Origin of the sequence: Acinetobacter sp. ANC 5054 (genome assembly GCF_002135295.1) — a bacterium.
Classification (GTDB): Bacteria; Pseudomonadota; Gammaproteobacteria; order Pseudomonadales; family Moraxellaceae; genus Acinetobacter.
Genome location: NZ_NEGG01000004.1, coordinates 150515 through 175086 on the forward strand (window position 1 = coordinate 150515; position 24572 = coordinate 175086).

The 24572-nt window shown below is 38.8% G+C and carries 23 protein-coding genes and 1 tRNA gene; 14 read left to right on the plus strand and 10 right to left on the minus strand.

The window, feature by feature from the left end:
* Positions 1 to 119 precede the first annotated feature (119 nt).
* Entirely contained in the window at positions 120 to 2324 is a 2205-nt protein-coding gene (locus B9T33_RS05820) for an OsmC domain/YcaO domain-containing protein (protein ID WP_086178010.1), read from the minus strand.
* A gap of 414 nt (positions 2325 to 2738) precedes the next feature.
* Here B9T33_RS05820 and B9T33_RS05825 point away from each other — a divergent pair.
* The 3 genes from B9T33_RS05825 (at position 2739) to B9T33_RS05835 (ending at position 5260) form a co-directional block, all read left to right on the plus strand.
* Positions 2739 to 2815 (plus strand) — tRNA-Ile (locus B9T33_RS05825).
* A gap of 756 nt (positions 2816 to 3571) precedes the next feature.
* Entirely contained in the window at positions 3572 to 4141 is a 570-nt protein-coding gene (locus B9T33_RS05830; RefSeq protein ID WP_086178011.1) for a 1-acyl-sn-glycerol-3-phosphate acyltransferase, read from the plus strand.
* A 366-nt stretch (positions 4142 to 4507) separates the two neighbouring features.
* Entirely contained in the window at positions 4508 to 5260 is a 753-nt protein-coding gene (locus B9T33_RS05835) for a YebC/PmpR family DNA-binding transcriptional regulator (protein ID WP_086178012.1), read from the plus strand.
* Positions 5261 to 5351: 91 nt separating this feature from the next.
* Here B9T33_RS05835 and B9T33_RS05840 read toward each other — a convergent pair whose 3' ends face one another.
* Positions 5352 to 5822, minus strand: coding sequence for an Lrp/AsnC family transcriptional regulator (locus B9T33_RS05840; RefSeq protein ID WP_086178013.1), 471 nt, complete (start codon positions 5820 to 5822; stop codon positions 5352 to 5354).
* A gap of 481 nt (positions 5823 to 6303) precedes the next feature.
* On the opposite strand from B9T33_RS05840, the gene B9T33_RS05845 reads away from it, so the two are divergent.
* Complete coding sequence (locus tag B9T33_RS05845; protein WP_086178014.1) at positions 6304 to 6837, plus strand: hypothetical protein; 534 nt, start codon at positions 6304 to 6306, stop codon at positions 6835 to 6837.
* Between the two features lie 21 nt (positions 6838 to 6858).
* A complete protein-coding gene (locus tag B9T33_RS05850; protein WP_086178015.1) occupies positions 6859 to 7623 on the plus strand; it encodes a hypothetical protein in 765 nt (254 codons plus the stop codon).
* A gap of 65 nt (positions 7624 to 7688) precedes the next feature.
* Here the strand turns inward: B9T33_RS05850 and B9T33_RS05855 are convergent, their stop codons facing one another.
* Entirely contained in the window at positions 7689 to 8453 is a 765-nt protein-coding gene (locus B9T33_RS05855; protein ID WP_086178016.1) for a glutathione S-transferase family protein, read from the minus strand.
* A gap of 273 nt (positions 8454 to 8726) precedes the next feature.
* Between B9T33_RS05855 and ychF the strand changes: the two genes are divergently transcribed.
* Entirely contained in the window at positions 8727 to 9818 is a 1092-nt protein-coding gene (gene ychF / locus B9T33_RS05860; protein WP_086178017.1) for a redox-regulated ATPase YchF, read from the plus strand.
* A 331-nt stretch (positions 9819 to 10149) separates the two neighbouring features.
* Entirely contained in the window at positions 10150 to 10587 is a 438-nt protein-coding gene (locus B9T33_RS05865; RefSeq protein ID WP_086178018.1) for a hypothetical protein, read from the plus strand.
* A gap of 61 nt (positions 10588 to 10648) precedes the next feature.
* Here B9T33_RS05865 and B9T33_RS05870 read toward each other — a convergent pair whose 3' ends face one another.
* Complete coding sequence (locus B9T33_RS05870) at positions 10649 to 11191, minus strand: DUF962 domain-containing protein (RefSeq protein ID WP_086178019.1); 543 nt, start codon at positions 11189 to 11191, stop codon at positions 10649 to 10651.
* 103 nt (positions 11192 to 11294) lie between these two features.
* Here B9T33_RS05870 and B9T33_RS05875 point away from each other — a divergent pair, with 103 nt between their 5' ends.
* On the plus strand, positions 11295 to 12002 hold the full coding sequence (locus tag B9T33_RS05875) for a Crp/Fnr family transcriptional regulator (protein WP_086178020.1): 708 nt from the start codon (positions 11295 to 11297) through the stop codon (positions 12000 to 12002).
* Between the two features lie 98 nt (positions 12003 to 12100).
* On the opposite strand, the gene B9T33_RS16445 is transcribed toward B9T33_RS05875, so the two are convergent.
* Both B9T33_RS16445 and B9T33_RS05880 read right to left on the minus strand, forming a co-directional pair.
* On the minus strand, positions 12101 to 12271 hold the full coding sequence (locus B9T33_RS16445; protein ID WP_171263583.1) for a hypothetical protein: 171 nt from the start codon (positions 12269 to 12271) through the stop codon (positions 12101 to 12103).
* Positions 12272 to 12683: 412 nt separating this feature from the next.
* Positions 12684 to 13163, minus strand: coding sequence for a hypothetical protein (locus B9T33_RS05880; RefSeq protein WP_086178021.1), 480 nt, complete (start codon positions 13161 to 13163; stop codon positions 12684 to 12686).
* A gap of 102 nt (positions 13164 to 13265) precedes the next feature.
* On the opposite strand from B9T33_RS05880, the gene B9T33_RS05885 reads away from it, so the two are divergent.
* The 6 genes from B9T33_RS05885 (at position 13266) to dapC (ending at position 20377) form a co-directional block, all read left to right on the plus strand.
* Complete coding sequence (locus B9T33_RS05885; protein WP_086178022.1) at positions 13266 to 14018, plus strand: AzlC family ABC transporter permease; 753 nt, start codon at positions 13266 to 13268, stop codon at positions 14016 to 14018.
* Positions 14015 to 14356: an L-valine transporter subunit YgaH gene (gene ygaH, locus B9T33_RS05890; protein ID WP_086178023.1), complete on the plus strand. Its 342-nt coding sequence runs from the start codon at positions 14015 to 14017 to the stop codon at positions 14354 to 14356. Before B9T33_RS05885 ends, ygaH begins: the two co-directional genes overlap by 4 nt.
* A 136-nt stretch (positions 14357 to 14492) precedes the next feature.
* Entirely contained in the window at positions 14493 to 15095 is a 603-nt protein-coding gene (locus B9T33_RS05895) for a hypothetical protein (protein WP_086178024.1), read from the plus strand.
* Positions 15096 to 15272: 177 nt separating this feature from the next.
* Complete coding sequence (gene purT, locus B9T33_RS05900; protein ID WP_171263584.1) at positions 15273 to 16487, plus strand: formate-dependent phosphoribosylglycinamide formyltransferase; 1215 nt, start codon at positions 15273 to 15275, stop codon at positions 16485 to 16487.
* Positions 16488 to 16516: 29 nt separating this feature from the next.
* Entirely contained in the window at positions 16517 to 19183 is a 2667-nt protein-coding gene (gene glnD, locus B9T33_RS05905; protein WP_086178026.1) for a [protein-PII] uridylyltransferase, read from the plus strand.
* A gap of 24 nt (positions 19184 to 19207) precedes the next feature.
* On the plus strand, positions 19208 to 20377 hold the full coding sequence (gene dapC, locus B9T33_RS05910) for a succinyldiaminopimelate transaminase (protein ID WP_086178027.1): 1170 nt from the start codon (positions 19208 to 19210) through the stop codon (positions 20375 to 20377).
* Positions 20378 to 20464: 87 nt separating this feature from the next.
* Here dapC and B9T33_RS05915 read toward each other — a convergent pair whose 3' ends face one another.
* From B9T33_RS05915 to msrB, 4 genes are all read right to left on the minus strand, one after another.
* A complete protein-coding gene (locus B9T33_RS05915) occupies positions 20465 to 22654 on the minus strand; it encodes a TonB-dependent receptor (protein WP_086178028.1) in 2190 nt (729 codons plus the stop codon).
* A 327-nt stretch (positions 22655 to 22981) separates the two neighbouring features.
* Positions 22982 to 23449 carry a TonB C-terminal domain-containing protein gene (locus B9T33_RS05920; protein WP_143223998.1) on the minus strand — a complete coding sequence of 156 codons (468 nt, stop codon included), beginning with the start codon at positions 23447 to 23449 and terminating at the stop codon, positions 22982 to 22984.
* A gap of 153 nt (positions 23450 to 23602) precedes the next feature.
* Positions 23603 to 24085, minus strand: coding sequence for a glutathione peroxidase (locus tag B9T33_RS05925; protein WP_086178030.1), 483 nt, complete (start codon positions 24083 to 24085; stop codon positions 23603 to 23605).
* A complete protein-coding gene (msrB, locus tag B9T33_RS05930; RefSeq protein ID WP_086178031.1) occupies positions 24082 to 24501 on the minus strand; it encodes a peptide-methionine (R)-S-oxide reductase MsrB in 420 nt (139 codons plus the stop codon). Before msrB ends, B9T33_RS05925 begins: the two co-directional genes overlap by 4 nt.
* Between the last annotated feature and the right edge of the window lie 71 nt (positions 24502 to 24572).

Here is a 24572-nt window from a genome sequence, read left to right on the forward strand (position 1 = left end):
ATTAAAACTAACTTAATAAAAGATCACAACTCAACTAATTCGATAGAAAAAAACTCCCCCTGAGGAGAGTTTTTCTAAACATTTATGCCAATCAACTTATAAAGTTGATTAATTTCACACTATGCATTCTGTCCTGCAAACTTTGCACGTGCTGCATGAAGTTTTTTATAGCTATCGATCAGACGTAAATGACGATCTAAGCCCTCAAGCTGCATATTGGTTTCAGTGAGACCATAGAAACGAATGCTGCCGTCCATCGAACCAATCACAGCATCCATACGTTCATCACCGAACATGCGACGGAAATTTGGCTCATAATCATTGAGATCTAAATCGTCATCCAATTCAACTTCTAAAACGACATTCATACATTGATAGAACAAGCCACGTTCTACCGTGTTGGTGTTGTATTGCAAGAAGGTTTCGACCAATTCTTTTGCTTCTTCAAATTCTTGTAGCACAATATAGATCAACAGTTTTAGCTCAAGAACCGTTAATTGTCCCCACACCGTATTATCATCAAACTCGATACCAATGAGCGTCACAATATCCGTGTAATCATCGACTTCGAGTTCTTCTAAACGTTCGGCCAATGAAACTAACTCGTCTTCATCTAAACGATGAAGATTCAAGATATCTTCACGGAAGTCCAAAGCTTTATTGGTATTGTCCCAAACAAGGTCTTCTACCAAATACACTTCAGAATAACCCGGCACCAAGATACGGCAAGCTGTCGCACCTAAGTGTTGATACACTGCCATATAAACTTCTTTGCCCATTTCTTCCAAAATCGCAAACATTGCGGCAGCTTCTTCCGCATTGGCATGTTCACCTTCAGATGTGAAATCCCACTCGACAAAGTCATAGTCCGATTTTGCGCTAAAGAACTTCCATGACACCAAGCCGCTTGAGTCAATAAAATGTTCAACGAAGTTGTTTGGTTCAGTAACCGCATTTGAGCTAAAGGTTGGTTTTGGTAAATCATTTAAACCTTCAAAACTACGACCTTGTAGTAACTCAGTCAAACTACGCTCTAATGCAACCTCTAGTTTAGGGTGTGCGCCAAAAGAAGCGAATACACCACCTGTACGTGGGTTCATGAGCGTCACACACATCACTGGGTATTGACCACCTAATGAGGCATCTTTTACCAGAACTGGGAACCCTTGCTCTTCTAAACCTTTAATGCCTGCGACAATACTCGGATATTTCGCCAATACTTCTGCTGGCACATCTGGTAAAGCCAGCTCACCTTCCAAAATCTCACGTTTCACTGCACGCTCGAAAATTTCAGATAAACATTGTACTTGTGCTTCAGCTAAGGTGTTCCCTGCACTCATACCATTTGAAAGGTAAAGGTTTTCAATTAAGTTTGATGGGAAATAAACGGTTTCACCATCTGAATGACGTACAAATGGTAATGAGCAAATACCACGTTCCGTATTACCTGAGTTGGTATCAAATAAATGCGTGCCTAACAACTCATCTTCAGGGTTATAAATTTCACATGTGTAGTCATCTAAGATTTCTACAGGTAACTCGCCTTCTGGACCCGGTTGGAACCATTTTTCATCTGGATAATGCACAAAATCTGCATTGGCAATCTCTTCACCCCAAAACTGATCATTATAGAAGAAGTTACAGTTTAGACGCTCAATGAACTCACCCAATGCTGATGCTAAAGCACTTTCTTTAGTTGAGCCCTTACCATTGGTAAAACACATCGGAGACTGCGCATCACGAATATGCAATGACCAAACATTGGGTACGATATTACGCCATGACGCAATTTCAATTTTCATGCCTAAACCAGCCAAAATACCCGACATATTGGCAATAGTTTCTTCTAATGGCAGATCTTTACCCGGAATAAACGTCGTACTTTCTGACGCTAAGTTTGGCATGAGCAAAGCTTGTGCATCTGCATCAATGCTTTCGACTTCTTCAATGACAAACTCAGGACCGGTTTGAATGACTTTTTTAACCGTACAACGGTCAATTGAGCGCAAAATACCTTGACGATCTTTTTCAGAAATATCAGATGGTAGTTCGACTTGAATTTTGAAAATTTGCTTGTAGCGATTTTCAGGATCAACAATATTGTTCTGAGATAAACGAATATTGTCGGTAGGAATGTCTCGCGCTGCACAATAGACTTTCACAAAGTATGCCGCACAGAGTGCTGAAGATGCCAAAAAGTAATCGAATGGTCCGGGAGCAGAGCCATCCCCTTTGTAGCGAATTGGCTGATCGGCAATTACCGTAAAGTCATCAAATTTCGCTTCTTGTCGAAGGTTATCGAGATAATTAACCTTAATTTCCATGTGGGCACCTAAATATTTTTATGTGTCAGTGCAACACATAAAAATGCAAAAACATAAGCCAATTTACAGCAGGAAAAGGACTTAAAAAATGAAGCCCGTACACATGGCCACAAACTTGGCAGGTACAGGCGAGAATGGAGCGTATTATAAGGTCTTTTTGGTTGATTGATAAATTCTATTCTCCCAGACCTTTCAGATTTGGTCGACGCATAGTTTCGTATTCGTGCAAATTTCTTTATAGATCAAGTTTTTTAATTGTATTTAACCGACTTACTACACCGCATCAATTTTATTCAAAGCATGGAATTGTTGCGTTAGTGTGCAGCCGTGAAGAAAAAGGCTTGTCTTTTAAAAAAATCTTCGCTAGTATGCTTTGCGTCTGAACTTGTTGATATATAACGCTTTCAGAATATAGGGCCTATAGCTCAGTTGGTTAGAGCAGCGGACTCATAATCCGTTGGTCCACAGTTCAAGTCTGTGTGGGCCCACCATATAAAACAACCTCTTACGTGCATTAATCGTAAGGGGTTTTTTATTGCTTAAATCAATGTAAGCACTGTATAAGCAAAAATGACTCTAGAATAGCAATTACAAAGGGTTGAATAAAATTAATTGATTAACCGAGAGTTCTGATAGAAATTTAAAAAAGCTTAACAAAAACTTTAATTATAAATTCAATTTCAGGGGGACTTTTTTATTATGAATAATTTGACTAGTAGATGAATCACTGATACCTAAAAACGATTACTCAATCTCTAATAAGTAAAAGTTAAATGATTCATCACCTAAAGATATATTATATTAATCACTCAAATATTGAACAAAAATTAAGATTCAACTTGTTCTGGCTTTCTTAAATCCAAATAAAATTCGATTAATGACCAAATTGTGATCAAAGCAAACATTACAACAGCAAACATGATAGCAGTTAAATAGATCATGATTGAGTTCTCCGTCAAAATACAGGATAAAAAGTTAAGCTAATAAAAAACAACCTACGACAAAAGTCTAATAATTATTCATCTGTATGCATAGAGACATTTCTTATTTTTTTAATAGTATTTTTATCTCTTATAATAGTTTCCCTGTATAGTTTTAAATCAATTATTATAAATAACGATTAATCAAATGCGGTGAGTGCCGAAATTTTATACCTTAGGACAGTTCCATAAGCTACCGAAAAGCGCTTGACTCCTTCAACAAACTGGCAGAAATTACACCTTTTTAAAGTCACCGTTTCATTCATTATGTTGAAAAAGTTTATTGGCGAATCCGCATTTAAATTAGCCGGCTGGAAATACCACGTAGAGCCTGATATTTTAGAAAACAAGCAAGTCATTGTGGGCTTTGAACATACCTCAATGATGGATGCAGTACTATCACTTGCGCTTTGCCAAATATACGATATTAAAATTCATACACTAATCAAAAAAGAACTATTCAAAGGTCCTTTTAAACCTGTATTAGAAGCCATCGGCGGGATCCCTGTCGATCGTAAAGCCAATAAAGACATCGTGACCCAAATGGTTGAGCACTTTGAAGGCAACGAAAAATTCAACTTGGTGATTGCACCTGAAGCAACGCGTGCTGAGCGCGGTGAAGCACGTAAACCGATTCGTACTGGTTTTTGGTATATTGCCAAAGCCGCGGGAGTGCCAATTGTATTCATGTATGCCAACTCTCGAACCAAACAAGGTGGCATTTTCGGGAAAATCTATCCAACAGATTTAGACCATGACTTAGCACTGATGAAACAACTGTATAAAGAAAAAGTTGGCTTAGATATCGTGATTCCAGAACCAAAAATTAAAGATTAATCTTTAAAAGGGATTTCCATTCGAAAGCATCTACATTCGAATGGATATCCCCCCCCTCACCAACGATCTTTAGCTTGATAACTTTCCTGCTTATTTTATTCAATTAAACTGTTTTGATTTTAGTGATTTGTTCAAAAATTAATGCAGCTCATAATTTATCAGAAAAAATCATATCTTTTTAAGCCTTTACCTATTTACATAATTTGTGGTTCTTACTCAAGCGGTATCAATAATCATAGCAATCTGAACATTTTTTTTTCATCTATTCATTTCCTGAAATCCAGCACTTTCACACAAAAAAGCCATTATGGTAGAATTTGCTCAATTTGATAGGCATAAGGCCAATCTACAAGGAGCATATTTCGCATGGCGGGTCATTCCAAGTGGGCTAATACTAAGCATCGTAAAGCAAAACAAGATGCGAGCCGCGCTAAAGTATTCACAAAATTCATCCGTGAAATCGTTACAGCTGCACGTTTAGGCGGTGGTGATGTTGCCTCTAACCCACGTTTACGTGCTGTTGTTGAAAAAGCATTAGTTGCAAACATGACACGTGACACCATCAACCGTGCCATCCAACGTGGTGTTGGCGGTGAAGAAAATGCTGATCTAAAAGAAGTAACTTACGAAGGTTATGGCGTAGGTGGTGTTGCTGTAATTATCGAAACAATGACCGACAACTTGAACCGTACTGTTCCTGATGTTCGCCACTGTTTCTCTAAAACTGATGGTAACTTAGGTACCGCTGGTTCTGTTGCATACATGTTTACCAAACGTGGTGAGATTACTTTTGAAGATGTTTCTTTAGAAGATCAAATCATGGACATCGCGTTAGAAGCAGGTGCTGAAGATATCGAAGTGGACGAAGAAGAAATTTTAGTCATTACAACACCTGAAACTTTTGGTGAAGTACAAGATGCCTTAACAGCAGCAGGTTTAAAATCTGATAACGCCGAAGTAGTGATGAACCCTTCAACTAAAGCGTTGATTTCAGATATCGAACAAGCGAAGAAAATCATCAAAATGATTGATATGTTTGAAGATCTAGATGATGTTCAAAACGTGTATACCAACGTTGAGTTCACAGATGAAGTAATGGCTGAATTAGAAGCGCTATAATTCAATCGAGTGAAGTTAAAAACGCACCCATTGGTGCGTTTTTTATTGCAATATCTTTTGTTTATTTCAAATCAAAAGTTAAGACAGTATTTTAGAGCTTATTGAGTAAGCCATTACAGTTAAAGACATTGTATTGTTTAATCACAAAACTGGAATGCAGTGCGACCACATGTTCAATTTTACCAATACGTTTGAGTAAAATTTCACTGTAATTTTCCATATCCCGCGCAACCACTTCCACAATAAAATCCGCAGATTGCCCTGTCACTAAAAATGCATTTATCACTTCTGGAATGCTTTCGAGTTCTTCCAAGAATTTAGCGAAAGTATCAGTATCATGTTTACTCAGTGAGACTTGCAACAACACATGTAAGCTAAACCCCAGCTTCTGATAATTAATCTCACGTTTCAAGCCACTCATGATGTTATGGTCAATCAATTGCTTGATACGTCGATGGACTGAACTGACCGATAAATTTACACGTTCTGAAAGCTCATTTAAATTGACATCTTCATGCGTCAAAATTTCTAAAATTTGTTTATCAAAACGGTCCAGTTCCATTTTTATTACTCCAGACAAATTTGAAAACTGCGTGCTAGATTTAAAGTCGACCAGACCACGCTTTAAGTTTTCATGTTATTTTTAAATATAAAAGCCAGCAGTTAATTTGCATGTTTTCTCAGGTATAACATGCTTTATTGTAAAAAATAAGTCTTTTAAAGCTTTTATATATATTATTTCCCAATATTAACCATATTATTTGAATGTTTTTTCATCGGAAGTTAAATTTTAGTTTCTCGTTTGATGATTATGACTGCAACCGTGAAATGATTAACCACTTATCTGAAGATTGCATTTTTAGACAAACGTATATCAATTTTAATAATTTTAAATCATATATTTATTTTTACTGGAATAATCAATATGTGACTGAGTTTACATACTCATTTTTCTCATCCTTTACATCAGCCTTGCATTGAATTAAAAAATATTCGCGGTTCATTTATTAAACAAAAAACAATAACGATGGAATACAATAATCATGGCAATTAAATCATTAAGCGCACTGACCTCTAAACTGAGTTCAGTACTCACACCTTCACTACAACTCAGTACAATTACAACTACGGTTTCAAACCTACTTGCCCCACTAAAAACCTCAACTATCACTGATTCGCTCACAGGATTACTGGGTAATATCGGAAGCACAAAAAGCTTTGACTTTAGTGCCTTGACCAAAGCCCTCCCTCAAGTCATTAGCACCATTCAAAATTTGACATCGAATACAGGGTCAAATTCAGATGTCCTAAAAACACTCATGAGCACCTTACAGCCTTTGCTTCAAAATTTAGGCAATAGCTCAAGCTCAACTGAAATGAATCAATTGGTTCAATCCTTACCCACCATTGTAAAAAGTTTACAAGGTTTGATTGGTAGTGCAGGTAATCAAGGAAATTTACCTGAAAATGTCAGCTCAGCAATTAAAGCCATTCAACCTTTACTTGATTTACTAGGCAATGCTTCAGGATCTTCGGATTCCACTCAAATTATTGAAACCTTAAAGCAGGTACTGTAATATGCACAACCGATCATCGAATTGGTAGGCAATATCGGCTCTGGTGATATCGATTACGGCAAGTTAGCACAAGGTGCTACATCGGCCTTATTGCCTTTACTTGCTTCGATTAATAAAGGTGACTCCTCCATTGATATGGACCAACTTACCCATGTGCTACCAACGGTTGTTGGCAGCGTGACCAATTTAGTCAGCGCAATTTCAAAAGCAAATCAAGGGAATATTCCTGAAACCATTTCAGGTGTGATTAAAGGACTAAATCCTTTACTCGATATTTTGGCAAAAAGTGATGTAATTGATGCAGACCAAGCTCAAACCGTTAAGGCCGTTTATGATGTCTTAAACAGTGTAAATACAATTCTAGACTTTGCAAATAATCCTTCATTACTCACCCTTTCGTCTGACTTGGATAATGTGATTGATTCACTTAAACCTGTGATTGCATTAATGGATAGCAGTGGCGAAGCAAGCCAATTCTTAGACAATATTAACATTCCAAATATTGGAGATTTACTGGCCAATCTTGCACCAGAAAAAATCGACTTGGGCTCTCTCAGCGACAAATTTGGACAGATTGGAGACACTATCACTGGTTCACTTCCAGATATCAGCGAACTCCTGCAAAATGTAGGTGGCTCATCGGGTAATTTCGACATCTCTACTTTGGTACCAAGTATTAGCGACGCATTGGGTCAAATTTTATATCCAATAAGCACCTTGCCGATTGATCACACTACCACTTCATTCAATCTATTAGATTTAAATACAACTCAATCCTACGTTTAATAAATTTTAGGTTTAACGTCGAAATGTAGACATAAAAAAACGCATCTTAAGATGCGTTTTTTATTTTAAACACCACGCCAATCCACACGAGCATTGCGCTCTGTTGCATAGATACGCCGTACATATTGACCCAAAGGTAAATCATTCAAAATCGCTTTATAAGCACGAAAATCCTCAGACAATGTCTCACCATGTTCTTTTTCCCATGGCGTGCCTTCAACTTCTAAAAGAGGCGCTAACATTGAACATACCGCGATATCGGCCAAACCCAATCGATCACCAACAAAATAACGTCCACCCTGTTCGACCAAACGTAGATTTAATTGCTCGACGATTTCCTCAATCCGTTGACGTGATTGTTCAACTTTATCTGTATCGAGCTTATAGCCTTTTGACACTAAAGCTTTAATAATTGGTTTTGAGTATTTTTCAAATTGTCTCAAATAGCCTTTTTCACCAATCAAAATATCCAGTGATTCTTCACTTTCATTTAAGGTATGCGCAAGCCCCCATCGACGGACATGCTGACCGAGCTCAACTGTCCATTCATTAATTTCTAAAGCTTCTTCACGCAGTTTGGGATCTGGACGGATTAGGCTATGTTCTGGATAGACTTCATCTAAATACAGTGCAATTTGCGTCGAATCTGCAACCCAATGTTCTTGGTCACGTAAAATAGGTAATTTGTTTTGCCCTGTTTTTAATTGTGCAAATGCCCGATGAACACCCGGCATAAGATTATGGGCAATATAGTCGAGCTCTTTATGATCGAGCAACCAGCGCGCCTTTTCACAAAAATGTGAGAGTGGAAACTGGTAGAGAGTACGCATAAATGCTCCAATTTTTTGTTGTGACTGGCGTATTTAAAACCCCAGCAATTTTAGTGAGATACTTTAGTCACAGTCAGCTTTAAACACAATGTCATTTTTACACCAATGCTTCACTGTTTTGGCAAACTCATTTGATCAGATAGTAAAATCATATCACCCTTCACCCTTTAGTTTTATGCAAGTTATGAAAACAAAAGCCAGATCACCTGACTTTATTATGGCTTTCATGTAAAATCACCCACAATTTTTTTATAATACTTTGTGAGTTCTTTCATGGGTTTTAACTGTGGTATTGTCGGCCTGCCGAACGTTGGTAAATCAACGCTTTTCAATGCATTAACCAAAGCTGCGATTGCTGCTGAAAACTTCCCATTCTGTACGATTGAACCAAACACAGGGATCGTTCCTGTGCCAGATCCACGTATGGACAAACTTGCAGAAATTGTAAATCCACAACGTGTTGTTCCAACGACAATGGAATTCGTTGACATTGCAGGTCTAGTTGCTGGTGCATCTAAAGGTGAAGGTTTAGGTAACCAATTCTTAGCAAACATTCGTGAAACTGATGCGATTGCGCACGTTGTACGTTGTTTTGAAGATGAAAATGTCATTCACGTGAACGGTAAAATTGACCCACTTGACGATATTGCAACCATCAATACTGAACTTGCACTTGCTGACATGGAAACAGTGACCAAAGCAGTGACACGTTTAGCTAAATCTGCAAAAGGCGGCGATAAAGAAGCCATTGCGACCAAAGCAGTTTTAGACAAAATTTTACCTTTACTCGATGAAGGCAAACCTGCACGTGCAGCTGATTTAGACGATGACGAACGCAAATTGGTTCGTGGTTTTGGTCTAATGACATTAAAACCAACCATGTACATTGCAAACGTTGCTGAAGACGGTTTTGAAAACAACCCGCATCTTGAAGCGGTTCAAAAATTAGCAGCTGAAGAAAATGCAATTGTGGTCCCACTTTGCAACCAAATCGAAGCTGAAATTTCATTGCTTGACGATGAAGACCGTGCTGAATTCCTTGAAGCACTTGGTATGGAAGAACCTGGTCTAAACTTAGTCATCCGTGCAGGTTATGGCTTACTAGGCTTACAAACTTATTTCACAGCTGGTGTACAAGAAGTTCGTGCTTGGACAGTTAAAATTGGTGCGACTGCACCACAAGCAGCTGGTGTAATTCACACTGACTTCGAAAAAGGCTTTATTCGTGCTGAGTGTGTTGCATACAACGACTTCGTACAATACAACGGTGAAGCTGGTGCGAAAGAAGCAGGTAAATGGCGTTTAGAAGGTAAAACTTACATCGTTCAAGACGGTGATGTTCTACACTTCCGTTTCAACGTATAAGTTGAATACACAAAAAGCCAGCATTACGCTGGCTTTTTTTATTATTGAAATTAATTCACAGCAATTTTCAATACGCCTCATAGATCAATATTTCAATTGTTTTTTAAATATAGAATTCTTTAAATCTGAATACAGTGATACACAATTTATCAGTTCATCCCTCTAAGCTTAAATAAAGCTTAAGAACTTAAAATCATCTTAAATACAAAAATATATAAACAACATCTATATCTTTTTTTTCCGTTCTTCAACACGCTTACTACTTATTATTTATGCTGACTCGATTAAATTAATTTACAGGCGCTAATGCCTGTTTTAAAGAACAATAGCAATGAAAAAAATCAGCACAATACTCGCAACAGGCCTATTGACTATGCTTAGCGCAACCGCATTTGCATGCCCACAAGGCACCACTTTATCAGGTGGCACAGGCGCAAATCATAAAGGTGGAACCTGCATTACTGTGTCTAAAGATGCAAAACATCAAGCACGTACTGCTGGAAATGCAGCAAAAGTTGCACGTCATGATGCTAAAGCAGCTCAACATGATGCAAAAAAAGCACAACAATTAGCACAGAGTAAATCGGTTAAAAATGAAAAAGCGGCGCATAAAGATGCAGCCCTCGCTCGTCAAGATGCACAACAAGCAAATAAAGAAGCTAAAATTTCTGCAAATGCAGCAAAAGCAGCATCTACAGATCTCAAAGTAAAACCTGAAGTACATAAAGTTTCAGCTACTACAGTGAAAACCGCTCCAGCAAAATCATAAAATCAGTCATAGAAAAAGCCAGCAACTCGCTGGCTTTTTTATTTGCCTAATTCAAACAGGCTTATGATGAATGCACAGAATGCAAAGTCTTTGCATCCATTTCTGCTCTTTGTTTGCGTGCTGAACTCAGCATACGTTGCTCGAGGTCTTTACGAAAACCAAGCAAGAAAACAAATTCTGCTAGAACAAACAAAGGACCAATAGCCAGTCCAATCACATCATCCATGAAGGCTGGTTTTTTCTTTTCATAATAATGACCAATAAATTGGATAATCCAGCCGACTACAAATATCCCAATACTCCACGCCAACCAAGCACCTAAACTCATTGCTGCGACTTTTAAAGCTAAAGGATATACCGCTGCAAAGATCAGCAGCATAATCAAACCAAAGATTTTATCCAGACTGAAGTAATAAATCACACTTGCAATCATTAACAAAAAAGCCAAAGTAATTTCGAAACCAGAAAGACTTATAGCTGCACGTGCAGTTAAACAAATAATTGAAAAGACGATCAGTGGGATACCAATAAAATGCGTAATAATGTTTTTTCGATCTAAATGATATGCTGCATACTGGCTCAGTAAATTTTCTAATTTATTCATGGCACAACTCCTTGTTCACCCATGCCTTCCACTATATAAAAGAATAAAACTTAAAGTTGTCTTGTAGCAGACAAGTTTAAAGAATTTCACATAAGGACATGTTGTGATTGAACCGATTCATCAACTCCAGCTCAATAAAAACGTTTGGTACTCAGGCTTAGATGAGCACTTTAAACAATTTATTTGTGAGCAAGCACACATACAACATATGGAAAAGAATCATCGTGTATTTCTTTCTGGAGATGTATTTAATGGTATTTATGCGGTATTAGATGGGGCTGTGCAACTGGGCTATATTGATATTCATGGCAAGGAGGCAATTGCAGCAATTGCTGAACCCATCATGTGGTTTGGTGAAATTTCATTGGTAGACTCCCAGCCACGTTCACATGATGCTATTTGCTTAAAAAAAACAATCATTTTGCAAATACCTGCGTTGGCCATCCAACAACTACTGAAACAACATCCTGAGTTTTGGTTTCATATCGCCCAGCTCACCAGTCAAAAACTTCGTTATGCATTTATGGAATTGATTTCACTACAAACACAAAGCCTCAACCAACGTCTAGCACAGCGCTTATTATTTATATTAAATGGTTATGGCAATCATCTAGAAATCCAACTACACACAATTCACATTTCACAGGAACAATTGGCACAGCTACTCAATTGTTCAAGACAATCTGTCAATCAGTCACTTCAGCATTTAGAAAAATTAAAGATTATTAAAGTGGCATTTAAACAAATTGAAATTTTGGATTTAAACCTTCTGCATCAGATTGCTCATGCACTTCCTGAGCATGATCACTGATACATGGTTGGTTTATTTCGGTGCAATTTAAAGCACCAGTATCGCGCTTATTATTATTTTTGCTACAAATTAAGTCGTTATTTTAAAAAGCAAAAAAATTAAGACAATAATTGACATACATTGACGCTATCAAAACCATTGGTACATGCTGCAACTTCTTGACTTCCCACATGAGATTTGGTTGCTTGTTCGGTTTGAGTGTTAGCTTGAACACTTTGAACTGCTGCAAATGACATCATTAAACTTGCTAAAACCAATACTTTTTTCATTTCTTTATCTCACAATTTAAATATTTCGCTTCATACTACGTATCTTATGAAATCAATAATAACCTCTTTTATCAAAATGTGATAATTCACATTTTTTATAACCTTATTGTTCGTTTCTATTATTAATACATTTTAAATCTTATATCTTGAGATATAAATTATGTGCCACAGGATAAAAAATACCTAAAAAGTCTTAATAGAAAATTATAAAATATTGTTTTATATATTTTTAAATGGTTTTTAAATTTTTAATTTCTTCATTTTTAGCTAAAACTTTTCCTACTAAATACTTCACATATTTATAAATAATTTGAATTTAAAATTTTTAAATAAGCTGAGAATAATGCCCTATTTTTATCAAAATAGAAAAAATGGCATAAAAAAAGCAGTGACTGAGCACTGCTTTCTTTGTTTAAACCCCAATTTTCTTTGGGTCAGTATTCCCAAGGTTAGGGTTATCAATAGCATCCTTACATTGCGCTTTATCACGCTCGTAATCGGTTTGCCTTTGATTAACTGTACTGCTTTGATCCAAAGTTTCACGCGCCCAGATTTCAAGACTGGTCAATGCTTTGCGGCAAAGTGCATATTTGCCCTCAGTCACAGAATCCGTCATTTTCACATTTATACGCCATTCTGTACTCAGCTTACGTGCAGGCTTACGAACTTGCTCATCAATTAAATTGCGCTGCTTTTTATATACAATTCCATCCACTTGATTAATGAATGTCCAAGCTTTTTCCGCATAAGCTGTCGCATCATTAGTCAGTTTTGGCGCGTCTTTAATTTCAACCTTCGTTTGCTCAGCACTTTCATTTCCACAGGCCTGCAGTAACACTGTACTGCACAATAATGAAACAATCAGTATCCCACGCATCTTTAACCTCTGCATATCAGGCTCGTTTCAACAAACATATTCGGCAATATGCTAGTGAATTCGAGTAGAATACTCAATCGTCATTTGACCTGTTGTTTAACTCTTTTAAGGTGTGTCGTGTCAGAGCACAATTCCTCCACAGCGAAACCTGCGGGTTTTTGGCAAGGTGCTAAAGATAGTCAGGCGATTATTTTTACTTATCTCCCTGTTTCTTTTGCATTTGGTGTTTCTGCCACTCAATTTGGTTTTAGTGCATGGGAAGCCTTATTTCTTTCCTGTTCAATGTATGCGGGTGCAAGTCAATTTCTTGTGGTGGCTTTACTCGGCAGTGGTACTTCCATTTGGATGACTGCACTAACGGTAATTGCACTGGATATTCGCCATTTACTCTATGGCCCTGCACTTCAAAACTTAATTCAAGATCGACTCAATCTAAAAAAAACCGCCGTTTGGGCTTGGGGTTTAACCGACGAAGTTTTTGCCTCTGGCATGATTAAACTCTCACAACGACGTCAGGAATGGTCAGAATCGTGGATGTTAGGTTTAAGTCTTTTTAGCTGGCTATCTTGGGCAACAGGTTCATTTTTAGGTGGCTTATTTGCCGATCAGGTCAGTAACTTACCACAGTTCCTACAAGCTGCTCTCGACTTCCTCTTACCAGCCCTATTCTTAAGCTTCTTATTGGCTGCCTTTGAAAAGAAACACACCTTTATCGTGACTGTGACGATTATTGTTTCAGCCATTGCGTGCTATTTCATTGATTTATCTGCTGCGATCTTTATTGGTATTTCGTCAGGAATCATTGCAGGTTTGGTAAAACATTATGTCTTGAAAAAACCAGACCCTGAACATGTAGGAGAAGCATCATGAATCTCGAAATTATCATGGTCGGCATATTGGTCGGTATTGCCAATTTTGCTTCTCGCTTTGGACCATTTTACTTTATTCAAAAATTTCAAAAGAGTTCACAACAACGTGGCTCTCTTTGGCTGAAAATTGCACTTGGTTCAATTGGGATTGCCGCGATTAGCTCTATGCTTGTCGTAGCAACGTTGCCACCATTACTGGAAACACCGAATAAAAGTATGGCGATGCTGGCAGGTTTTATCGTACTTGCGGGCTTATACTTTAAATTTAAACAAATTGTTCCAGCCACACTGACCGCAGCCCTCACCTATGGTTTGGTCTATACCTATATGCCTTTTTAAGTTTAAGTCGTTTTAACCCAAAGTATTTTATCCCGGATAATTATTCATGCGCAGTCTTTATCAAACTGCGCTTTTTTCTCTTCTACACATATGACATAGTCAGCACATTATAAAAAAACTATGAAAAATCGAATACATGACGACATACCGCTTCGTTCAAGGCAAAATTTTTATTCACTCTAGACGACCGTCTACACTCAGTTGGGGACTGCATAAGCCAGTTGATAGCATTTATTTTGAGTACATCATTCAGAATCAATTATTTCACGGCAATTTCTGTGGATTGCATTGTCAGCCCGCAGATCAAATTCACGCGATTTATAGCGAAGATAATCAGAAAAAAACCATTCTTGGTTTATATAACGCGACACAGCAGATCTTGCATTTACATCCAAAGCAGCAGTTATACCCTCAAATTTCTTGGTCAAAGTTATGGAAAAATTGCATACAGCTGATCAGCTTTCTACTGATTTTTCTATTTGTCGTTTTCAGCTTCAGCGCATGGCAAAGTGCTTCATTTCAAGTTTTAAACGTACTCACTGATACCCTCTACTTCACCGCTATTTTAGCTGGAATAATATTGATGTTAAGCTTATCTGCTGCCCCTGTGATCTGGCTGCTGTACTGGCCCAACTTCCGTCAAACCGCTACACAACTCAAGCTGCTGCAATGTTCAAATCTAGACATTCAAGCATTACCAGCATCCGTACAAACCGCGGCCTTTTTAAAATTAACTTAAATAAAAACATATGAATAATCATTTCAAAGTTCCTTCAAAAAAGTTCAAGCCCCTTAGCTGCGCTGAGTGTAGAATATATAAATAAAATTGTTGGACAATATCATTTATTTATGTGAATACGCGCTTAACAGCTAAAGAAGTTCTGCTATGCTTAAAACCCCATAAAATCAAGCATGGATGATTTACATGAGCGTAACAATTGGTACTCCACTTCAATCTTCTGCGTTTAAAGTCCTACTTTTAGGTTCAGGTGAACTAGGTAAAGAAGTCGTGATTTCATTACAACGACTCGGGGTCGAAGTCCATGCTGCAGACCGCTATGATCATGCACCTGCCATGCAAGTTGCTCATTTTTCTTATACTTTAAATATGGCTGATGCCACAGAACTCAAACAACTCATCGAAAAAATAAAACCCAATTTAATCGTGCCTGAAATTGAAGCCATTGCGACACAAGTTTTGGTCGAAATTGAAGAACAAAATATTGCCACCGTGATCCCATCTGCAAAAGCCGTGAATCTGACCATGAACCGTGAAGGTATTCGTCGGTTAGCAGCTGAAGAACTCGGACTTCCAACATCTGCATACCGTTTTGCCGATACCTTAGAATCATTCCGCGCGGCTTGCGACGATATTGGCTATCCAAACTTTGTAAAACCTGTCATGTCTTCATCAGGTAAAGGCCAATCTCGCGTTAAGGAATTCTCAGAAGTTGATGCTGCTTGGGAATATGCGCAAACAGGTGGACGCATCAATCAAGGCACTGTGATAGTTGAATCACAAATTGATTTTGACTTTGAAATTACCTTACTAACGGTTCGTGCTAAAAATGCTGAAACAGGTATGATTGAGACTTCATATTGTGACCCGATTGGGCATCGTCAAGATGCAGGTGACTATGTGGAAAGCTGGCAGCCACAACAAATGACCACTGTTGCTTTAGACGAAGCTAAGCGCATTGCCAATAAAGTAACCGTTGCTTTAGGTGGCTGCGGTATTTTTGGCGTGGAACTGTTTGTCAAAGGCGATAAAGTGTGGTTTAGTGAAGTATCACCTCGTCCACACGATACAGGCCTAGTCACGCTTGCCTCTCAATTCCAAAGTGAATTTGAGTTACATGCACGTGCCATTCTCGGGCTACCTGTAAATACAGCTCGACACAGCACTGCTGCAAGTGCGGTCATTTACGCAGGTGTGGATGATACCAATTTATCATTTACTGGCTTAAATCTTGCTTTGGCTAATGCCAACACTGATTTACGTCTTTTTGGTAAACCAGAAGGCTTTAAACGTCGCCGTATGGGCGTGGCAACTGCACGTGCTGAAACTACAGATCAAGCACGTGAACTTGCTCAACATACTGCACAACAAGTCAGTGTTCAACAAAACTAAGTTTGTAACACCTTAACGGACCACTGTTCATGATCAATACGCTTCCTCTGCTGAATTACATTAAAAGTAACCACGACATTCAAGCCATCAACCAATGGCGTACAGATGTTGAAAATCAGCTACAGGAGTGTTTTGAAAATGGACAGTCCATCCGAGAAGTCATTCTTGCACGTTCAAATTTAATTGATGAAGCCCTCAAGTTTTTGTGGACGCATGCTGAACTTGATGGCACTGATTTAGGCTTATTTGCTGTAGGTGGCTATGGTCGCCGCGAAATGCTGCCCTATTCAGATGTCGACATCATGATTTTGTCTGAAGATGACATTAGCCCTGAACAAGAAAAATTGATTTCCACCTTCATCTCTTCACTTTGGGATGTCGGTAACTTCAAACCGGGTATCAGTGTACGCACAATTAATGATTGCGTGATGCAAGCTACCAATGATTTAACCGTCGCAACTGCACTGATTGAAGCACGCCTCATTGTTGGTAATGAACATTTAGCCAAATGGCCACGTCGTATTGTGTCGCAAACATGGACAGACAAAACTTTCTTTGACGCAAAAATGCAAGAACAAGCCAAACGTCATGCGCAGCACAACAATACTGAAAGTAATTTAGAGCCCGATATTAAAAATGCACCGGGTGGTATCCGTGACATTAATCAAATTGGTTGGATTGCCAAACGCCATTTCCGTGTCAACCGTATTTATGATTTAGTACATTTGGGCTTTATTTCCGAGTTTGAACTTGGCGTCCTTGAAGAAACCGAAAGTTTTCTCTGGGAAATTCGCCATCATTTGCACCGCTTAACCAAACGCGATGAAAACCGTTTATTGTTCGATTATCAACGTGATATTGCAGCAAAATTTGGTTATCAGCGCGAAGAAGGTAAGTCACCGAATTATCCAATTGAACAGTTCATGAAGCGCTACTACCGTAGTGCTCAACAAGTGTCAACTTTGAATGAAATGTTATTGGCCTATTTCAATGAGTCTGTAATTACACCTCGTCTACCAGACTATGAACGTAATATTGAAGAAATTAATGCCAACTTCAAATTGGTCGATGGTAAATTAGCGGTTCAACATCATAAAATTTTCTCGGAAAATCCAAGTGCCATATTAGAAATCTTTTATTTACTGGCAAATCGCCCAGAAATTGAAGGCATTCGTGCACGTACATTGCGTCTACTGACATTAGCTGCAAAACGGATTGATCAAAATTATCGCAACAACCCTGCGCATCAAGCTTTATTTATGGCGATCATTCGCTCACCTTACCGTTTATACGACACCATGGTGGCGATGAAGCGATATGGTGTATTGGGGAATTATATTCCTGCATTTGGTCAAATTATGGGCCTCATGCAATATGACTTATTCCATATCTATACCGTTGATGCTCATACCCTGCTATTACTGCGTAATCTAAATCGCTTTAAAGAACCTGAATTTGCCAAAGATTTCCCTGTCGTAAGTTCGGTATTCCAGCGTCTTGCACGTCGTGACATTGTTTATCTAGCAGCTATTTTCCATGACATTGCCAAAGGTCGTGGTGGCGACCACAGTGAACTTGGTGCAGCAGATGCCATTGAGTTCTGCCGTGCGCATGGTTTTACCGAACGTGAATGTAATTTAGTCGCTTGGCTCATTCAAAATCATTTGCTTATGTCTGTAACCTCGCAGAAAAAAGATATTTCCGACCCAGATGTAGTGAAAGAATTTGCTGAGAAAATGGGTGATATGGAGCATTTGGATTATCTGTACACCCTGACCGTCGCAGATATTAATGCAACCAACCCAACGCTATGGAATACATGGCGTGCCTCGCTCATGCGTCAGTTATACACCCAAGCGCGTGATGTGATTCGCTCTGGTCTCGGTCGCCCTGTCGATTATCCTATGCTAATTGAAGACACTAAATTTGCTGCAAGCGAACTTTTGGTGAATGATTTTGCCTTATATGACGTAGAAACAGTGTGGCAAGAACTCGGTGATGAATACTTCCTTAAAGAATCAGCCGACGAGATTGCATGGCATACCCGCGCGATTTTACAACATGGCAATAATGCTGAACCGCTCGTTCTGATGCGTGCCCACCGTAAATTCGCACAAGATGCCGTTCAGATCTTTATTTACACCCAAGATCAGCCAAACTTATTTGCTACAACAGTTGCGATTCTGGACCGAATGAACCTCGACGTTCAGGATGCCCGTATTATTACAGCTTCGACCGCCTTCAGTTTAGATACCTACGTCGTGCTTGACCGTTTTGGTACATTACTGACAGACCCAGAGCGCGAACAGACTGTGATTGAAGCCCTGAAAAAAGCGCTAAGTCAATCCGACAAATATCCAGGCCTGATGCAACGTCGTATTCCACGCCAGCTTCGCCATTTTGATATTGAAAATACTGTCGATATCACACTAAATGAAGCCTTACAGCAAAACATGGTTGAAATTGCAACACTTGACCATCCCGGCTTACTTGCCAAAGTTGGTGGATTATTTATGATGCAAGGCTTAGACATTCACTCAGCCAAAATTGCGACTTTGGGCGAACGTGCTGAAGATATTTTCTATGTCACTAAAAAAGATGGCTCACCTATGAATGATGCTGAAGCTGAAACTTTTGCTGCACAGCTGAAGTTGGCTTTAGATGAAGCATCAAATCAAGTTTCAGGTCATCATTAACTTAAATTGTTCGGTATTTATTCCATGAATTCCAGTTTGTCATTATTGCACCCTTATCCATTCGAAAAATTGAATAAACTTTTTCAGGATGTTAAGCCCGCAGATTTGCCTTTAATTCCACTTTCAATTGGTGAACCGAAGCATCCTGCACCAGAATTTGTGAAGCAGGCAATTATTGACAACTTCCAACACCTATCGACTTATCCAAATAGCAAAGGTTTACCTGAACTTCGCAATAGCATTGCTCATTGGCTTACTCGTCGTTTTAAGCTGAATAGCATCAGTACAGAAAGCAATATTTTGCCTGTATCAGGCACACGTGAAGCGATTTTCTCTTTTGTTCAAGCGTTGATTAAACGTGAAGATGCTCCTTATGTGGTCATGCCTAATCCCTTCTATCAAATTTATGAAGGTGCAACATTACTCGCTGGTGCAAAGCCTTACTTCATCAACTGTACTGAAGAAAACCATTATCTTGGTGACTTCGATGCTGTTCCTGCTGAAGTTTGGGAAAAAACTGCTTTGTTATTTGTCTGCACACCGGGTAATCCAACTGGTGCAGTGCTGTCTAAAGAACAGTTTAAAAAGCTCATTGCGCTGTCAGACCAATATGGTTTTGTGATTGCTTCGGATGAATGCTATTCAGAACTTTGGTTTGATGAAGCCCCTGTCGGTCTACTTGAAGTTTGTGCCGAAATGGGTCGTGACGATTATAAAAATTGTGTCGTGTTCCATTCATTGTCTAAGCGTTCAAACCTTCCGGGTATGCGTTCTGGTTTTGTTGCGGGTGATGCCGCATTGTTGAAACCTTATTTGCAATATCGTACTTATCACGGTGCTGCAATGCCTGTTCAACATCAATTGGCATCGATTGCTGCTTGGGACGACGAAGCACATGTTGAAGAAAACCGTGTGCAATACCGTGCGAAATTTGATTTATTCCAACGCGAACTTGGTCACTTGCTCCCACTACAAAAGCCAGATGCAGGATTCTACTACTGGTTAAAAGTGGATAATGACGAAACTTTTGCCAAAATGCTGATGGAAAAAGCACACGTTAAAGTGTTGCCTGGTCGTTATTTATCGCGTGATACAGAACAAGGCAATCCCGGTGAAAACCATGTTCGTCTCGCATTGGTTGCAGACATTGCGCAATGTGAAGAAGTGATTCGACGTTTAAAAGCAGTGCTTTAAATGATTTGAATCGTTCTGCTCAAAAAAATGCCCCAGATTTGGGGCATTTTTTTGATTCCTTTTTTAACAATCATTCAGAGATAATCGTTAGAAATCAAATGTGGCACTCAGTTTAAAAGTTCGAGGTTCGCTCAGTGACAAATATGTATAGTCGTTAACAGATGCTGAAGCCCAATAATCTTTATCTAAAACATTGGTCACACTAAAATTCAAACTGGTCGGTACACTTTTAATCTGCGTTTTATAGTTTGCACCTAAATCCACACGTGTCCAATCTTTGAGTTTCAATGTATTGGCATTGTTCGCATAGGTTGAACCCGTATATACAACACGCCCATTTACACTGATATCTTGCTCAATTGGTAGTTTCCAGTCCGCTTCGACATTGGCCTGAAACTCTGGCACACCAATGACACGATATCCATCAAATAAACCTTGGTACGTATCTTTTTGTTCCGTATCAATCCAAGTCGCGCCACCCAATATTTTGATTGAATCAGTTAATTGACCATAGGCATTAAATTCTAATCCTTGGTGGATATTTGTCGCTTGACTGATTTGTGCTGTGCCTGAGGCATTCACTGAGGCTTTTTGTCGATCTGTATAGAAATAACTTAGTGTTCCGCCAATCAAGCCATTTTCATATTTCAATCCCAGTTCTTTTTGTTTCGACACAAATGGATCGGCAATAAAGTTATTGCCTTCGCTATCCAAAATCGCTTCACCCTGAACCAAAGCTTCGATGTAATTGGCATACATAGACCATTCAGGTGTTAATTTATAGCTCACACCCAATGCCGGAGTGAGCTGATTTTTATTAATATTGTATTTATACGTTCCATAAGAATAAACATCCTGATCAACTTCCTGATAACGCGCACCAAGCATGAGGGTCAAACGATCATCTAACATCGAAATATTGTCGCCCAAAGCGAAACTTTTCAAAGTACTTACACCCGCTTTCGGATATGTACCTTCCACACCCAACCATTTATCAATGTTTGAATTTTCAGTGTAAATCGGATCATAAAAATTATCATTCAAACTGGTGGCATAGCCATAGCTATAACGTTTATCTGCACGATATAAAGAACCAGAAGCGACCACTTGATGTTTTAAAGCACCTGTTTCAAATTTAGTTTTGACACCTAGTTCTGCTGAGTGGTTGCGATCTTTACGCGGAATCATCGATGCCGAGAGTTTTGCTGTTCCTGCTGCGGTATCACTTAATTGCTGGCTTGAGTAAACACCTGCTTCTTCTGATTTGCGGAAACCATACGCTGCATAGGCAGTCGTTGCATCAGTTAAGTCATATTCTGCACGTACACTTCCGAATAAATCTTCTTCGTTTGAATAAGTCCACGCTTGACCATGATAATTGGCATATTGAGCAGCACTCGGAAGCTGTGTAACCGCATTGGTTAAACGTAAACTCGGTCGATTTTCTGAAAGGCGGTTATTGTTATAACCCAAATCACCAGATAGGCGGAAACGATCACCTTTGTAGTCCGCAGAAATTAAAGCCAATCCAAGTGTTTTATTTTCTTGATCAATCTCGGTTCCGCTATCATGGTAAGCGGTATTTACCCGCACCCCAAATCGATCTTCTGTCCCAAAGCGACGAGATACATCCGATGCAACATAGGCACCATTGAAGTTTGTACCCACCGTCACACGTGTTAATGGATCATTACTGGCACGCTTTGGCAGTAAGTTAATCGAACCACCAATTCCTGTTCCACCCGGTATTGCACCATTTAAAAATGCCGAAGCCCCTTTGAAGACCTCTACCCGTTCAAACAGCTCAGTTGGAATATATTGACGTGGCAAAATACCATACAGGCCGTTGTATGCCGTATCATCTGATGCCAGTGCAAAACCCCGAATAAAATAGGCTTCTTGAAAGTTCCCATAACCTTTAGCAGTTCGCACACCTGCGTCTGCTTGTAGCACATCCCCTACGCTTTTCGCTTGGCGGTCTTGGATATATTGCTGGGTATAACTGGTGATATTAAATGGTGTATCTAAATTCTTCTGATTACCGAAAATACCCACTTTACCGCCTGTCGCGACTTGACCGCCTGCATAAGGCTTCATCAAACCATTTGCAGAAGCATCTGCACTCACGACCACATTAATGGCTTCTAGCGTTTGAACTTCTGTACTATCCATATTGGCAGCGGGATGTTCCATTTCAGCGATTTCATTCGCATAAACATAAGTAAACCCTTGTGTAGCACATGTAATCATCACACAGAGCTGCTTCATTTTTAACATTGGGAGAGTTATCCTAGAAAATACGCTCACATCATAAATGATAATGATTAACATTTATTCTTTCATTTCAAATTTTACGATGCTTTTTATTTATTACTTTTTATTTTTTAATTGTAATTTTTTATAAAGTACAACTTAACCAAATACCCCTCTTATTATTGATAAGAGATTTAATTCATCAAATACACAGGGGGATCATGCAGTTTTATAGCCACTTGCGAAATCAATAACCACTTATCAATTCAACATGTTAAAACTCTAACAATCAATGACAGATCATTCAGATAATTTGAATACAATCCTCAAGACATTTTTTATTGTATGGGACTATTGAGGTGGGTTAATAGCAAAGTCATGTTCAACTCTATAACTGAGGTTTTTATCCACCATTGGAATTGGATCTAAACGAGCAACTTGCAGTGCTTTTTGTATTTTTTCATCGGCACGTTTTGAACCCGAACTTTGTAGAATACGCGATTCACCAATATAACCCGTTGCAGCAATCACAGTAAGTTTCATTTTCACTGGACGCTTAAAACCCTTCATGTCTTGTGCATTCAACACATATTGTGGTGCATTTACCCACGACACTTCAAAGGTTTTTATTTTGGTTTGAGGCTTAATGACATCTGAAACTCGAGTCGGTTGATAATCAGGCACAGGTGTTTTCAATAGCTTGAGTAAGTCGGTAATGCGAGAGTCTGTTGCTTCAGTCTGTTGTTTTTGAGAGTTATCAACTTCAGAGCTCACCAGACTATGTTGCATATTCGATTGTGTTTCCGCCCTGCTCTGCACACTAAAACCACATGATGTGATAAATAAAATACCTACGCATCTGCCGAAAAATATACCCAACATAAACCAACTCTAAAAAATATCCTGCTTAGTATAAACCTGAACTAAAAAATAAAGGCGCCGTAGCGCCTTAGATTTCCATCGAATAATTATTTATTGTGCTAAAGCTTTTTCAATATCTTCAGTCAAGGTTTCAGGTTTGGTCGTAGGTGCATAACGGTTAATCACTTGACCATTTTTACCGATCAGAAATTTAGTGAAATTCCATTTAATACCACTACCTAAAATTCCTTTACTGTTATTGGTCAGAAAGCGAAAAATCGCATGCGCCTCTGGACCTTTCACATTTACCTTGGCAAACATTGGAAATGAGACACCATAGTTTTTCTGACAAAATGCGCCGATTTGATCATTTGAACCCGGATCTTGCCCGCCAAATTGGTTGCATGGAAAGCCTAAAACTTCCAAGCCTTGTGCTTTGTACTGTTCATAAATTTTTTCTAAGCCTGCAAATTGTGGAGTAAAACCACATTTACTTGCTGTATTTACAACCAATAATACCTTGCCTTCATAATCTGCAAACGATTTATTGGTTCCGTCCAATAACTCTGCTTCAAACTGGTGAATGGTGGTCATGGATAAGTTTCCTCATCATTTTTTTCTTTTGTTTCTAATTCTAAAGAGGCCGAATTGATGCAATAACGTAATCCGGTCGGTTGAGGTCCATCAGGAAAAACATGCCCTAAATGTGCGTCACAATGATGACAAACAATTTCTGTTCTGACCATACCATGCGTCGTATCTACATTTTCTTCAACTGCAGCAGCTTCAATAGGCTTATAAAAACTTGGCCAACCACAGCCACTTTCATATTTCGTTTCCGAAGAAAAAAGTGGCTCACCACAGCAGCGGCATACATAGGTCCCTGATTGTTTCGTATTCCAATATTTCCCCGTAAAAGCTGGTTCAGTGCCCTTTTGACGTGTGATGCGAAACTCCTCAGGCGACAATTCTCTTTGCCATTCTCTTTCTGTTTTATTGAGTTTTCCCATGATGACGTCCCTTTATATTGTGCTATTTAAAATAGGATAATCCTATATTTACGTCATTCAATCTTAAATTT

Coding starts and splice junctions, on each gene's coding strand:
- B9T33_RS05870 (WP_086178019.1), bottom strand. CDS start 11,191: ATGAATAAATTAGAAAATTTACTGAGCCAGTATGCAGCATATCATTTA.
- B9T33_RS05865 (WP_086178018.1), top strand. CDS start 10,150: ATGAAAAAAATCAGCACAATACTCGCAACAGGCCTATTGACTATGCTT.
- ygaH (WP_086178023.1), top strand. CDS start 14,015: ATGAATCTCGAAATTATCATGGTCGGCATATTGGTCGGTATTGCCAAT.
- B9T33_RS16445 (WP_171263583.1), bottom strand. CDS start 12,271: ATGAAAAAAGTATTGGTTTTAGCAAGTTTAATGATGTCATTTGCAGCA.
- B9T33_RS05915 (WP_086178028.1), bottom strand. CDS start 22,654: ATGTTAAAAATGAAGCAGCTCTGTGTGATGATTACATGTGCTACACAA.
- B9T33_RS05835 (WP_086178012.1), top strand. CDS start 4,508: ATGGCGGGTCATTCCAAGTGGGCTAATACTAAGCATCGTAAAGCAAAA.
- B9T33_RS05820 (WP_086178010.1), bottom strand. CDS start 2,324: ATGGAAATTAAGGTTAATTATCTCGATAACCTTCGACAAGAAGCGAAA.
- B9T33_RS05855 (WP_086178016.1), bottom strand. CDS start 8,453: ATGCGTACTCTCTACCAGTTTCCACTCTCACATTTTTGTGAAAAGGCG.
- B9T33_RS05880 (WP_086178021.1), bottom strand. CDS start 13,163: ATGCAGAGGTTAAAGATGCGTGGGATACTGATTGTTTCATTATTGTGC.
- msrB (WP_086178031.1), bottom strand. CDS start 24,501: ATGGGAAAACTCAATAAAACAGAAAGAGAATGGCAAAGAGAATTGTCG.
- B9T33_RS05895 (WP_086178024.1), top strand. CDS start 14,493: ATGACGACATACCGCTTCGTTCAAGGCAAAATTTTTATTCACTCTAGA.
- B9T33_RS05830 (WP_086178011.1), top strand. CDS start 3,572: ATGTTGAAAAAGTTTATTGGCGAATCCGCATTTAAATTAGCCGGCTGG.
- glnD (WP_086178026.1), top strand. CDS start 16,517: ATGATCAATACGCTTCCTCTGCTGAATTACATTAAAAGTAACCACGAC.
- purT (WP_171263584.1), top strand. CDS start 15,273: ATGATTTACATGAGCGTAACAATTGGTACTCCACTTCAATCTTCTGCG.
- B9T33_RS05925 (WP_086178030.1), bottom strand. CDS start 24,085: ATGACCACCATTCACCAGTTTGAAGCAGAGTTATTGGACGGAACCAAT.
- dapC (WP_086178027.1), top strand. CDS start 19,208: ATGAATTCCAGTTTGTCATTATTGCACCCTTATCCATTCGAAAAATTG.
- ychF (WP_086178017.1), top strand. CDS start 8,727: ATGGGTTTTAACTGTGGTATTGTCGGCCTGCCGAACGTTGGTAAATCA.
- B9T33_RS05845 (WP_086178014.1), top strand. CDS start 6,304: ATGGCAATTAAATCATTAAGCGCACTGACCTCTAAACTGAGTTCAGTA.
- B9T33_RS05840 (WP_086178013.1), bottom strand. CDS start 5,822: ATGGAACTGGACCGTTTTGATAAACAAATTTTAGAAATTTTGACGCAT.